The 12,751-nt window shown below is 57.3% G+C and carries 10 protein-coding genes; 3 read left to right on the top strand and 7 right to left on the bottom strand.

The window, feature by feature from the left end:
* Nucleotides 1-61: 61 nt before the first annotated feature.
* The 3 genes from V4U88_RS16095 to V4U88_RS16085 all read right to left on the bottom strand — a co-directional run bounded on the left by V4U88_RS16095 (nucleotide 62) and on the right by V4U88_RS16085 (nucleotide 4,107).
* The gene (locus tag V4U88_RS16095) at nucleotides 62-1,408 is read right to left on the bottom strand and encodes an extracellular solute-binding protein (RefSeq protein WP_334074260.1); all 1,347 of its coding nucleotides are present in this window, start codon (nucleotides 1,406-1,408) and stop codon (nucleotides 62-64) included.
* Between the two features lie 105 nt (nucleotides 1,409-1,513).
* A complete protein-coding gene (locus tag V4U88_RS16090) occupies nucleotides 1,514-2,368 on the bottom strand; it encodes a response regulator transcription factor (RefSeq protein ID WP_334074372.1) in 855 nt (284 codons plus the stop codon).
* A gap of 2 nt (nucleotides 2,369-2,370) precedes the next feature.
* Nucleotides 2,371-4,107 (bottom strand): sensor histidine kinase, encoded by a 1,737-nt coding sequence (locus V4U88_RS16085; protein ID WP_334074259.1) that lies wholly within the window; start codon nucleotides 4,105-4,107, stop codon nucleotides 2,371-2,373.
* A 91-nt stretch (nucleotides 4,108-4,198) separates the two neighbouring features.
* On the opposite strand from V4U88_RS16085, the gene V4U88_RS16080 reads away from it, so the two are divergent.
* Complete coding sequence (locus V4U88_RS16080) at nucleotides 4,199-4,471, top strand: hypothetical protein (protein WP_334074258.1); 273 nt, start codon at nucleotides 4,199-4,201, stop codon at nucleotides 4,469-4,471.
* Nucleotides 4,472-4,537: 66 nt separating this feature from the next.
* Here V4U88_RS16080 and V4U88_RS16075 read toward each other — a convergent pair whose 3' ends face one another.
* Nucleotides 4,538-5,860 (bottom strand): MATE family efflux transporter, encoded by a 1,323-nt coding sequence (locus tag V4U88_RS16075; RefSeq protein WP_334074371.1) that lies wholly within the window; start codon nucleotides 5,858-5,860, stop codon nucleotides 4,538-4,540.
* 296 nt (nucleotides 5,861-6,156) lie between these two features.
* Here V4U88_RS16075 and V4U88_RS16070 point away from each other — a divergent pair, with 296 nt between their 5' ends.
* Nucleotides 6,157-6,411, top strand: coding sequence for a YciI family protein (locus V4U88_RS16070; RefSeq protein WP_334074257.1), 255 nt, complete (start codon nucleotides 6,157-6,159; stop codon nucleotides 6,409-6,411).
* 12 nt (nucleotides 6,412-6,423) lie between these two features.
* Here V4U88_RS16070 and V4U88_RS16065 read toward each other — a convergent pair whose 3' ends face one another.
* Nucleotides 6,424-6,936 (bottom strand): YbhB/YbcL family Raf kinase inhibitor-like protein, encoded by a 513-nt coding sequence (locus tag V4U88_RS16065; protein ID WP_334074256.1) that lies wholly within the window; start codon nucleotides 6,934-6,936, stop codon nucleotides 6,424-6,426.
* A 143-nt stretch (nucleotides 6,937-7,079) separates the two neighbouring features.
* Nucleotides 7,080-7,445 carry a winged helix-turn-helix transcriptional regulator gene (locus tag V4U88_RS16060; protein WP_334074255.1) on the bottom strand — a complete coding sequence of 122 codons (366 nt, stop codon included), beginning with the start codon at nucleotides 7,443-7,445 and terminating at the stop codon, nucleotides 7,080-7,082.
* Nucleotides 7,446-7,930: 485 nt separating this feature from the next.
* Between V4U88_RS16060 and V4U88_RS16055 the strand changes: the two genes are divergently transcribed.
* Nucleotides 7,931-8,119, top strand: a complete 189-nt coding sequence (locus V4U88_RS16055) for a hypothetical protein (protein ID WP_334074254.1) — start codon at nucleotides 7,931-7,933, stop codon at nucleotides 8,117-8,119.
* 347 nt (nucleotides 8,120-8,466) lie between these two features.
* Here V4U88_RS16055 and V4U88_RS16050 read toward each other — a convergent pair whose 3' ends face one another.
* Nucleotides 8,467-12,726 (bottom strand): LamG-like jellyroll fold domain-containing protein, encoded by a 4,260-nt coding sequence (locus tag V4U88_RS16050; RefSeq protein WP_334074253.1) that lies wholly within the window; start codon nucleotides 12,724-12,726, stop codon nucleotides 8,467-8,469.
* Nucleotides 12,727-12,751 lie beyond the last annotated feature (25 nt).

The raw sequence follows: 12,751 nt of genomic DNA, 5'->3' as shown, positions 1-12,751 counted from the left end.
GAGAAAAGAACCGGACCGGGAAATCGCCCGGTCCTTCGTCTTTTCTCGCTAAGCGGCCGGGTTATTTGCCGGCCTTCAAGACCTCTTCCTGTTTTTTGACGAACTCCTCCGGTGTAATGGCGTTGCCGAGCAGCGCCTGAATCAGATTGTGATGCTCCTCGGAGGCCACCGGCTTCATCTGCACATCGAGGTAGAGAATGACTTTTTTGGCATTGTTGAGCTCGTTCAGGACATCCATAAACATCTGCGGCAGCTCGACGTTCGAGGTGTCGACCTTTGTTCCGGGAATAATGCCCGCATCGGTCACGGACAGTTCGCCCCACCGCTGCACGAAGAAGCTGACGAACTTCTCGGCGTCCTCCTTCACCTTGGAGTTCTCGGAGACGAACAATCCGACCCCGACGCCCCCGACCCAATCGTTGGCGTCCCCTTTGCCGCCTTCAATCGTCGGGAACTTGAAGAATCCGATCTTGTCCTTGAACTCCTGCGGGATATCCGGGTTCGTCGTATAGTTGGGCACTTCCCACGTCCCCATCGCGTACATGGCGGCTTTTTCATTCATAAATTCGGACTTCGCTTCGTCGTTCGACAATCCGTTAAAGCCCTTGACGAACGCGTTGCCTTTAACCAGAGCCTGAGCCTCCTTGGCGGCTTCCAACAAGCTTGGATCGCTGAAGCTGCCGCTGGCCACGGCCTGATCCTGCACATCCGGTCCGCCGATCCGGTCGGCCAGATACATGTACCAGAACGATCCGGTCCACGCGTCCTTCGAACCGAGGGCGATCGGCGTCACTTTGTTGTCGTTCAGCGTTTTGATAATGTTTTTGAATTCCTCATAGGTTTGCGGCGGCTGGAGCTTGTATTTCGCAAAAATCTCTTTGTTGTAGTAGACCGGCACGATGTTCAGCTCTACGGGAAGCGCATACGTTTTGCCGTCCATAGCGTAAGCCTCGGTCGTTCCGGCCACGAATTTATCCTTCAGTTCGCCCTGCAGCAGATCGTCCAACGGTGCGAACATCTTGCCTTTCACGTAGGGCTCCAGAAATCCGGCGGCCCAGGTAAAACCGACGTCCGGCAGACTGTTCGAAGCGGACAGCACCTTGATTTTATTTTTGTACTGTTCATTTTCCAGCACTTCGGTTTCGATTTTGACATTCGGATTCGCCTGTTCGTATTCGCCGATAATCTGCTTGACCAGCTTGTTTTGTGCGGAATTGCTGCCATCCGGCCAGAGGTGCATCATTTTGATCGTCACCTTGTCTCCGCCGGCGCTTTGGCCCCCTTCACTTCCCGTTCCGGCCGAGGTATTCGCCCCGCCCGAGCCGGCTCCATTCTTCCCCCCGCAAGCAGCCAGCACCAAGGTGAGCGCAAGTAGCAGCAGGGATGCGGAAAACGCCTTTCTTTTCATTTCGTCCCTTCCCCCTTATTCGGTCTTGAGAGATGTATGCGCTTTCTCTCTGAAGCCAGTGTAGCACCCTGCCGCCAAGGGACATAAGGTCACAGCGATTGGGTATTATTCCAATTTCTTTAGATCGGCGTCCGGCCCCGGCACTTCCGGCGCTTGGCCCTTCACCTCGTTCCGGTAGAAACCGGGACTGTGCCCTTCGTACTCTTTAAATACCTTGTTAAAATACTTGGTTGTCTGATATCCGACGCGCTCGGCGATCTCCCCTACCGGCAGCTTCGTTTGCAGCAGCAGTTCCTTCGCCTTCTGAATCCGCAGGCGGGTGACGTATTCGATGAAGGTCATCCGCATCTGCTCTTTGAACAGCACGCTGAAATAGCTCGGGTTTAGGTGCACGTGCTGCGCCGCTTCGCGCAAGCCGAGGCCCTGATCAAGATGCTCCTCCACATAGCGGAGCGCCTCCCTGACGGGCTCCGCCACCGAGTCCAGTTCCCCGGCGGCCTCGAGCAGCTTGCGGTCCATCATCCGCGCCAGCCGGGTCATCCGGCTGCGCTCCTCGCCAACCCGGAGCGCCCGCTCCACCGTATCGATCAGCTTCTCTTTGCGGATCGGCTTCAGCAAATAGTTGACCACCCCGAGCTGGATGGCTTGTTGGGCATATTCAAATTCGGCGTAACCGGAAATCAGAATAACCGCCGGCCGGTATGCCCCCGTTCCCGAGCTTTCCTCCGCTTCCGCCGCGGAAAGACGCTCCACCAGACTCAGCCCGCTGATTTCCGGCATGCGAATATCGGAAATCAGCAGCACGACCGGTTCCCCCGCCAACAGCTCCATCGCCCGGGGGGCATGTTCCGCCGTCATCACCTCGTAGCGGCCGCCGCTCCAGGCCTCAAGCATATTTTTCAACCCTTGGCGGGTCCTCGGTTCGTCATCGACAATCAAAATAACCCTGCGCTTCCACATATTCATTCCTCTCCCTCTCCCGTCTGCATTGGAATTGTCAAGCTGACCCGGGTGCCTTCGCCGCTGGCGCTGCGGATGGACACCCCCGGGCGCAAGCGGCCGCGGCCGTAATAAAGCTTCAACCGCTGCCGCACGTTGAAGATTCCCATCCCCGTCCCTTTGGATGGCGGGGATTGGCCGGTCTCCAGCGCATGGTTCAAGGTGCGCAGAGTCGCCGCATCCATCCCCCGGCCGTCGTCTTCCACGGTGATCCCCAGGTGGATCCCGTCTTCGGCCGGCTCTACCCGGATCGTCACCGTTCCCGGGCCGATCCGGCCTTCGATGCCGTGCAGGATCGCGTTTTCGACGAGCGGCTGAATCAACAGCTTCGGCATGCTCACCCGCGCGTAAGCGGGCGGCGACAAAATGCTCCACCCGATCCGGTCGCCAAGCCTCATTTTCATGATCAGCAAATAGCGTTCGATGTGCTCCAGTTCATCCCCCAAGGTGACCCACTCCTCCTTGTTCGGCCCCGTAATCGTATAGCGGAACAAATCCGCCATCGCGACCACATATCCGGCAAGCTCCTCTTCCCGCTTCTCCTGCAAAGCCCAGTAAAGCGCTTCCAGAGTGTTGAACAAAAAATGCGGATGGATTTGCGCCTGCAGCGCCTTCAGCTCCGTTCGGCTCTGGATCAGCTCTTTTTCGTACACCAGTTCGATCAGCCCGTTCATATGCTCGACCATCCGGTTGTACGTATGGTTCAGTTCATTGATCTCGATCGTCGACGAGATTTGCGTCGTCGGCTTAAGACCGTTCAGCCGGGCGCCGCGCATCGTTTTGATCAGCTTGAACACCGGCCTGGTAATGATCGTGGACATGGGAAAAGACAGCACGATAAACAGCAGCGTGCCGATCCCCGCGGACATCAAAATGGCCGTGCGCAACACGGAAATTCCCTCCGTTATGGCGCTCACGGGGGTCAGGATCAAGAAAATCCAGCCCGTGACCGCTGAAGGCTGCTTCACCAGCATGTATTTCCTTTTGCCGATCGACACGCCCGTCTCTTCCGCTTCCACCAGCGGCCGGATCGCCCCCGTATTAAAGGTCGGATCGCTGCTGGCAATAAGGCTGTAATTTTGCCCGACGACCAGCATCGTCTCCCGACCGCTATCGCCGTTGAACGATTCGCTCAGCCTGAACGCCTCCCGGTCCATCCGTACCAGCACATATCCGCCGTGCGTAAACCACTGGTCCATCAGACTGACGCTGCGGATCGCCAGGACGGTGTCCGGCTCCAAAGGGTCCTTGCCGATCCACACCATCCGTCCCTTGCCTTCCTTGGCCCTGGCGATCCATTCCTGACCCACCTTCATATCCAGACGCCCTTCATCGAGCGGAAACAGCCGCCGATTCTCAGCGCTGTACAGCTCGACCGAGGTGATGCCGTCGGCATAGGTCTGCACGATTTTGATGCTGGAGAGCAAAGCTTGGCGTTCCGAGAACGTCGCCGGATTCCCGTTTCGCTCATTCAGCAGCACCTTCTGGACATAGGCGTTCGTAGCCACCTGCGTCGTCAGGGAGTCGATCTGGTTCAGCACGGCCTCCAGCCGCCCGTTGGCCTGAACCGCCGTCTGCCGGATATGCTTCTCCGCATTGTTTTTCAGCAGCCGGGACACGGAATCGAAGGTGACCACCCCGACCACGCACAAAATAAGGATCATCACCCCGAGGAACCCCACCAGCATTTGATTGCGCAAGGTATTCCACCCGCGGAAACGCCGCATTCGTCCATCCCCTTTCCACCCCTTGACGGTCGGTCCTCCGTTTTCGAGTTACCTAAATTCTAGGTTGAACGGAAAAGTCCTTTTTTCGAGGGGGGCGGCATCACAAAAAGGGGGCGATCCCTCCGTATCCCGCTCATTCGGCAATGAAGCCGTAAACCTCGGCAGCCGCATCCCCGAATACTACCGACACCGGCATGAATACCAGGGCAGAGAAACGATTCTGGCATGTACCGGGCGACAAGGATACATTTTAGGCAGGAGCAAAGGAAACAGCGTGACGCGGCGGGATCTTGATTTGGAGGAAGGCAGCAAATTCGAGAACATCGATTATGAATAAGCAACAAATCCCGGTCAAGATGACCGGGATTTGTTGTCTTTTTACGGAAAGCTCGCTAATGGACCGCTATATCAATTTATGCGCATACCACTTTTTGCCCCGGAACCGCCAAAGGAAAATCGCTCCGCGGACCCCCCATTCACAGTTCATCGCCAGCCAGACGCCGAGGATGCCGAAATTGAACACAATGCCCAAAATATATCCGAGAATTACCCGGAACAACCACATGGTCAGCATCGACGTGATGGAGGTGAACTTCGAATCTCCCGCAGCCCGCAAGGCGGACGGCAAAATAAAACTGATCGCCCAAAGCGGAACCTGGGCCAGGGTATTCACGAGCAGAACGAGAAATATGTCGTCCACGATTTCCGGCGGCGGATCAAAAAGACCCACCAAAGGCCGGAAAAACGGCATCAAAATCAGTCCGACCAGCGCCAGGGATATCGATCCCAGCCAAAGGAAGGATTTGATAAACTTCCGGGCATCCTCGATATTCCCCCGTCCGATGCACTGCCCGACCACGGTTACAATCGCCAGGGACATCGCGCTGGCGGGAACTTGGAACACCATGGCGAGCGAGCCGCTAATCGCGTTGGTCGCGATGGCGTAGGTCCCCAAGCTGACGATGAAAACCTGGGTCAACAATTTTCCCCCGTTAAAAAACATCTGCTCGGCGGCAAAAGGCACGCCGATAAACATAATTTTGCGCAGCATCGACAGCGGAAAATGAAAGAGGTCGCGGATGCGGAGGTGCAGCGTGGCATCCAGCTTGAACAAATAATACAGCGCACAGGCCGCCCCCACGTAACGGGCGATGTTTACCGCAATCGTCATCCCCACCACGCCCATGTCCAGCAGCGTAATGAAAACGATGTTGAGCAGCACGTACAGCAGGTTCATAATCAGCGAAAGGGCCAGCGACGCCCGGGTCTTGCCGATCCCGCGCAAGGCGCCGCAGACGGCTTGAACCACCGCGATGCCCAGGTACGATAGGCTGCTGCCGATAAGGTAGACCCTGGCGTTGTCGAGGACATCCGCCGAGGCCGTTCCGAACAGCACGTTCAACACCGGATTATGAAAGCCCATGATCAGCAGGCCGATGGTCAGAGCGATCATCGACACGGCGGCCACGGTGGCCGCCGAGGCCCGGGATACCATCGGGTCGTTGCCGCTGCCTTTGTACTGGGCTACCACCACGGTCCCCCCGGTCGCCACGGCGACAAACACGTTGATCAAAAAGATATTGAGCGAATCCACCATATTCACCGCGCTGACCGCGGCGACCCCCGATGAACTGATCATCGCGGTATTCACCAGATTAAGCCCGACGATGAAGACCTGGTCGATCAGAATCGGAATAAACAGGGCGATAATCTGCCGGTAATCCATCGTCTCGCCGGTAAAATATTTGTTTAAAATCGCGGGATTTCGCAAACGCTCGGGTAAACGAATCACTATTCATCACATCTTTACTTTTAAAATGGAAAAAACCCTTCGGAATGAAGAGCTTTTGCAAAAAAGAACTATAAAAATCGATCACTCATTATTTAAACCGTATCTGTTTGAACATATCACTCGGGGTTGGTTATGTCAATGAACCGGGTCATGCAGGCATGCGGGTTCCTTATACCAGGGAGCGATGCTATAATGGCCCAAATGTATTTAAAAACGGAGGCGATGACATCTTGAAGTATTTTTTGTTGATGACCACCCGAACCGAATCCTTCAATCCCGATCATGTAGATGGACACTACCAACATCTGAACCAACTCAAAAACGAAGGCCTGCTCGAAATGTACGGCCCCTTTGGCGATGCGACCGGGGGCGCCTACCTGATTAAGTCCGATTCCTTGGAGGAAGCCGCCCGGATTGGGCAGGCGGACCCGCTGATCCAAGGGGGCTCCTCCACGTTAATCGTCAAAGAATGGGTTCTGCGGTAATCTTTATTGGGTTCATTCTTCCGGATCGTGACTGTAGATCCCCTTTAATGTGGCCTGGTCGAGGATATGCCCCTCCATCCGGCGGTGCAGTTCGTTGAATAGAAAGCCCTGCGGCAGTTCCAAAAGCGCATCCAGCGCATAGACGTGAAGCTCGTAACGGTGCGGAGCGTCCGGCGGTGTCATCCCGCCGTAACCGCTGCAGACATCCTTGGCCAGACTTCCTCCCTGAAGACTGATCCAACTGTTGGCCCCCTGAACAAAATCGGCCGCGTGAAGACTTTCGTTCTCGCGCAGCTCCGTTCGGGTCAGGTCGGCTCCCATCCAATGAATCCAGGAAAAACCGACCACGGGGTAGGCATCCTTATCTTCCAGAACGAACGCGAAGGACAGGGTGCCCTCGGGGGCTTGCTCTATCTTTAGCGGCAGAGAATACGTAGGTACCCCCGCCTCGTTGAACTGGGTTCCTTTTTGGCCGAAACGGTCTTGAATATGGCCGTCCACAATGCCCGTACTGGTTACAATCATCTAGTTATTCCTCCTTGATGCTGGTTGCAAGGACTGCGCAGTTCTTGATCATGTATCCCATTATAGAGACGCCGCGCCGAGGAGGCTATTACTTACTTTTTTGTGGGTATATTGGGGATGGAGTGGGGAGTACGCTTCGCCGATTATTCGGGAACGACCTTTTTCGCCTCCAGCAGTTCCCGCATTCCCTTCTGTTCCAAATACCGGATACCGATGCCCTGCATGATTTTCAACGCCTCAAGCATTTCCTCGCCCAGCGGTTTGGTTAAGTAGTACTCCACTTGCAGCGGATATCCGGCGTATGTACGTTTTTTCACGAACCCGTATTCCATGAGTTCCTTCAGTTGTTCCAGCAGCATTTTCTGGCTGATGCCTTCGATGTCCTTTTGCAGCCTGGAGAGCGAAGTCCGCCCCAGACGGAGGCGCCACAAAATAATCGGCTTCCACTTCCCCTTCATCATATCGTGGGTCAACTCAAGCGGGCAGGTAAACGAATGGCGAAGCTTCATAGTAATCCTCCTGTTTCCTTTCACTGGTTCCCCTAGTTTAACATACCCCGCTTCAAGAAGCGTCCGGCTGACCTTGTGATCCCGAATAGCGGGCTTTTCGGCGGTAATTTCACCGGAATGACGGGACCCGCCATAACAGCATAGCGGGGAGTTGATCGGCCAGGGCATCGTTAACATCGCGACCCCGTTCTTTTTGGCGGCATACCTGCCACCACCCGGCCTGAAGGCTCGACAGACTGGCCGAAAATTCTAACGGAAGCCATAGCGGCTATTTCGTCCTTTCAGGGCAAAACGGAATTCTAACGGACGCAGTAGCGCCTATTTTGGTAAAAGGAGAGCATTGGGGCGGGGAAATCCGCAAATAGGTGCTACTATTTCCGTTAGAATTCAGAAGGAACCTCTTTTGGCGAAATAGCGGCTATTACGTCCGTTAGAGCTACCGATCGCGGGGAGCACGCGCCCGACCGGCCGTGGTTGCCGACGGAATGACGGGACCCGCCATAACAGCAACCGGGGAGTTGATCGGTCAAAACATCGTTAACATCGCGACCCCGTTCTTTTTGGCGGCATACTGCCACCACCAGGCCCAGCCTGAAGGCTCGACAGACTGGCCACAAATTCTAACGGAAGCCATAGCGGCTATTTCGTCCTTTCAGGGCAAAACGGAATTCTAACGGACGCAGTAGCCGCTATTTTGGTAAAAGGAGGACATTGGGACGGGGAAATCCGCAAATAGGCGCTACTATTTCCGTTAGAATTCAGATGGAGCCACTTTTGGCGAAATAGCGGCTATTATGTCCGTTAGAGGAATAAAACGCCGTATCTATGCTACTAAAAGTCGATTATATCTAAAAAGAGAAGCAGACAGGGAGCGAAACCGGCGGTCCAAGGCAAGGCAAGCCCGATTCAGGCCACGCTACAACTCGCCCTACACCTAGCGCTACACCTCGCTCTGCACCTATGCCTTCAGGCAAAAAAACCGCCTCCCGGCCCGATAGCCGGAAGGCGGCGCTCCGCCCTTTTAGCGGGCGGCCAGGTCTGCGACCTGCTCCGCCGAAAGGGCGCCTTTGTAGACATGCAGCTCATCGAGCATGCCTTGGAATGGCGGGTCCCACCAGTTCACGCCCAGGGCGAAGGTGCCCTGATCGTCCGTGAATATATCGGGGAAGCCTGCGCCCGTAAATTTCGCTTCGCCATTCACGTAGACCGTTACCTTGCCCCGATTCACGGTAAAAGCCAGGTGGGTCCACGTACGCAGCGGCGTGCTCACCCCGGTGACGGCGTCGTACCAGGACGAGCCGGACCAAAGCTTGGAGGAAGCGCCTCCGCCGCTTCCGGCAGCCTCCGGCCCGGCCGGCAGCAGGCTGATCCAGCTGTTGTTGGTCTGCGCGCCGAAGAAGGCCGGGGTATAGGTCGTCAGACGGTCGGCGTAGACCCACATCGTCACCGAGTAGTTCGGACTGGAGATCAGTCCCTTCGGCAGAAGGACGCCCGACTTCCCGTCAAACACGGCCGCTTTCCCGTTAACGCCGTCGGCAAAGCCGATAACGCCGCCTGCGGAAACGTCGTCGATTTTCTCGCCGACGACCGTTCCGCCCAGGCCGCCCACCGTATCCGCCAAGTTCCCCTCAAAGGAGAACTTCGCCGTCAATTCGGCCGGCGGCTCCACTCCGTCCGGCCGGGCGGCTGCCAGCTTCGCGACCAGCGCGTCCGTGATCGGGACGTTGTAGACGCGCACCTCATCCATCCGGCCTAGGAACGGCGCATCCCACCAATTGACGCCCAGGCCAAAGGTCTCTTTGCCGGTTTTGAAGACATCGGGGAAGCCTGCGCCGGAATACTTCAAAACGCCGTCGACATAAACCTTAACCGCGTCCCCGTCCACGGTAAAGGCGATGTGCGACCACTGGTTGGCGCGGATTCGCGAACCTGTCGTGCCGTCGTACCACGCTTCGCCGGACCACAGCATCGTGTTGTTGTCCCAGGCTTGCGGGACGAGGCTGATCCAGTTTTTGTTCGTGCCGCCGAAAAAGGTAGTGGTGTTGGCCGTATGTTTCTCCGGATTCAACCACAGCGAAACCGAGTACTTGTTCCCTTGGATCAATCCGTCCGGCAGCCGGATGCCGGAAGCGCCGTCGAATGCGGCCGCCTTGCCGTTCACGCCCTCGCCGAAGGTGATGTTTCCCCCGGGAGATTTGTCGATCCGGTCCCCCGTGACGACCCCAACGCCAAACCGGCCGGACGAATCTTTCAGATTTTCCTCAAACCCGTAGTGCGCCACCAGCCCGGCTGAGATGTCCACCGGGACGACAACGATGGAAAAGGTTTTTACGGCGGAAGCATTCCCTTTAGTAATGGTCGCTGTCAGGGTAGCCGTCCGGTTCGGTTGTCCCGGCTCCGGCGGAGAAATCACGCCTTGATCGGTGATGACGCCAGGGTCCGAGGACTTCCACGCAATGAGCGTCCCCCGGGCTCCGCGTGCCGGCAGCGCCAAATTCGCCATGACCTTGCTTGTATCGCCAAGGGTCAAGGCTTGCCGGACGTCCGCCACGAGGCTCTCATCGCTTTTATCCGGCTGTCGGATGCCCCAAATGGTTTCCCCCGCCTTCGAGCTGGCCGTAAAGGTCATCGTTTCCGCGCGCCGCGTCTCATCCCACTGGCGGACGAAGACCCCGTCATAAGTCACCCCGTTCAGCGTGAGGGATGCCCGGTAGCCGTCGCTTAACTTCCAAGTGCCTGTGATATCGCCCGCCACCGACCCATCTTCCTTCAGCCGGAGTGGAACGGACTTCGTGATCTCGCCGGAGTAGGACAAACCGTGATTGACGAACTTGTAATCCCCCGTTACATCCCGGGCGCTGACCGGCTTAACCGTCTCCCCGGTATAGCCCGCAGGCGCCGTGACCAGCCACCCGTCCTTGTTCAAAAAGAGCTGGTGAACCCGGACTTCATGCGCCTCGCCTTTTTGCGGGAAACGGGTATGGAAGATCAGGAAGCGTTTGCCCGTCTTTTCGTCAAAATACAGCGAATTATGCCCCGGAGATACATAACCGTATCCCGGACCCGATCCCGGATCGCCGATCTCCCGTTCGAACAGGAAATTGCCGATCATCTTGATGCCATAAGCCGTATTGGCCGCCGAACGGTCCGGCAGCACCGCTCCCTTTCCTTCGGCATCCACATATGGACCCTCCGGCGCGCCCGCACGGAACAGTCTCATATTGTAGCCGCCGTTGGCCGCCAAGCCGCCGTACGTCACGGTCAGATAATAATATCCGGTGTCCTCGTCGTAAAGGATGAACGGGCCCTCGCCGGATTTCGTATACCCGCCGGCGATATGGATGCCGAAGTAACGGTCGATCATGCGGCCGTCCGCCGTTTTTCCGTCCTGCCCCGGGTATTTGACTTGCCCTGTCGCCGGATCGAGCTCCAGGACAAAAATCCCGCCGGACCAGGAGCCGTAAGTCATCCATAACTTGCCGTTCTTATCGTAGAACAGCGTCGGATCGATCGCGTTAGGATAGGAGGCGTTGTTATAGGAACCGTTGCCGTTGAACCAGTCGGTTTTAACGCCCGGCAAAGCGCCTTTCTCAATCAAAGGCTTGATGTTGGTGTTATCCCACTTTTTGTTGACATCGCTGTTGTTGTCATAGGCCTCATCCCGCGCGAATCCGGTGTAAATGACCGTGTCCACGTAACGGTAAGGACCCTCGATCTTCTTGGACACCGCATAACCGATCGCGGACCGGATGTAGGTGGACGAGGCGCTGTAGTACATCATGTAGGCCCCGGTGGTGCCGTCCTCGTTCTTATAATCCTTGTTCCAGAACACGTCCGGCGCCCAGACGGCAAACCCGCCCTTGCTGTCCGCGTCATCCTCCCCGGCCCAGGCGAACGAGGCCGCCAGATTGGCGGACAGGTCGCCGTACAGTACGTTGCCCGGCGTGTCGTACCCGTTCGTAAATCGCGTCCAGTGCATCAGGTCCGTCGATTTTGCCGCTTCGATGTGCGAACCGAATACATAATAAGCGCCGCCGTCCTTGATGATTGAAGGATCATGCACGGATACATTCGCGAAGGACGGGATGCCGGTGCCCGGCGGCGAATTCGGAACCGGTGCGGACCCGCTGCCATGCGAGGAAGAAGCGCCGGAGCCGGAGGAGGCCGAACTCGAACCCGTACCGGCACTTCCGGATTCCGGGCCCTGCCCCTGCGCTTGCCCTTGTTCCTGACGGATCAACCGGCTGTTGGAGGAAGTGATTTTCCCTTTCCCGGTGACGGGAATGGTTTGGTCGCCCCGAATGTCAACGCTTTCAATTGTGCTATCCTCTTCAATATGGATCGAAACGGCACCGGACACGGCGGTGAGCCGCCGCACCGCGGTCGTTCCCTGGGCGGTGAGCCGGATATCGCCTCCCTGCTTATCAATCACGATATCGCCGATGTCCGAGTCAATGAGCGTCAGCGTGTCCTTACCGCCGCTCCACACAAACACCTTGCCCGCTACTTTCACATTCCGCAACACGATCTCCCCGCCGCCCATCGCTTCGGAAAGATAAAGGTTGCCCGGAATCACCGCATCCTTCAAGGTTACCCCTCCGCTTTGGATGATCATATTCCGCGCATTGTCTCCGCCGAACGTTCCCGGCGTAAGCAGCACCTTGCCGGAGAGGCGGTTCAGCAAGGCGACGGCCTCGGCACGGGTAACGGGCCGGGCCGGGTTAAAAGCGCCGCCCGCCGACCCTTTTACATAACCGCCGCTCCAGAGAGCGGTCGCCGCCGGCTTGCTCCACGCCGGCATGGCCGCCAGGTCCCGGAGCCCTGGGGATACCCCGTCCGCAACCGGCTCCAGGCGGAACGCCCGGAACAGCATGGCCGCGGCTTCCTGCCGGGTGACGGGCTCGGCGGGGCGGACGGTTCCATTTTCAAAACCGTCCATATACCCCGCCGCAACCGCCTTCCCAATCTCCGGGTAGGCGGCGTCTTCGGGCTTCAAATCGGTAAAGGCCGCGCCGCCGATCTCGGCAAAGCCCATAACCCGGTTGACGAGCGCCGCGAACTCCGCCCGCGTCATCGGCTGATCCGGCCGGTAAGTACCGTCGCCATAACCGCGAATCCACCCGTTTTGAATCCAGGAAGACCACTCTTTTTCCGCCCAGTGCCCCTGTAAATCGGAGCCGGGTTTCCCCGCTGCTACGCTAACGTCCCCAAACATATTCGACGGCCATAGCAGCGTCCATACCAGCGCTATCGCCACAAGCTTGCCGAACCTTCCCTTCACGGACATCTCTCCTTATTACCGATTC

The sequence above is a fragment of the Paenibacillus sp. A14 genome (genome assembly GCF_036864815.1).
GTDB lineage: Bacteria > Bacillota > Bacilli > Paenibacillales > Paenibacillaceae > Fontibacillus > Fontibacillus sanfengchensis.
This window is presented reverse-complemented; position numbering and strand designations above follow the sequence as displayed.

Excerpts from the sequence above, each read along its gene's own strand:
- V4U88_RS16095 (WP_334074260.1), bottom strand. The coding sequence starts at position 1,408 with ATGAAAAGAAAGGCGTTTTCCGCATCCCTGCTGCTACTTGCGCTCACC.
- V4U88_RS16090 (WP_334074372.1), bottom strand. The coding sequence starts at position 2,368 with ATGTGGAAGCGCAGGGTTATTTTGATTGTCGATGACGAACCGAGGACC.
- V4U88_RS16075 (WP_334074371.1), bottom strand. The coding sequence starts at position 5,860 with ATGGATTACCGGCAGATTATCGCCCTGTTTATTCCGATTCTGATCGAC.
- V4U88_RS16065 (WP_334074256.1), bottom strand. The coding sequence starts at position 6,936 with ATGATTGTAACCAGTACGGGCATTGTGGACGGCCATATTCAAGACCGT.
- V4U88_RS16060 (WP_334074255.1), bottom strand. The coding sequence starts at position 7,445 with ATGAAGCTTCGCCATTCGTTTACCTGCCCGCTTGAGTTGACCCACGAT.
- V4U88_RS16055 (WP_334074254.1), top strand. The coding sequence starts at position 7,931 with ATGACGGGACCCGCCATAACAGCAACCGGGGAGTTGATCGGTCAAAAC.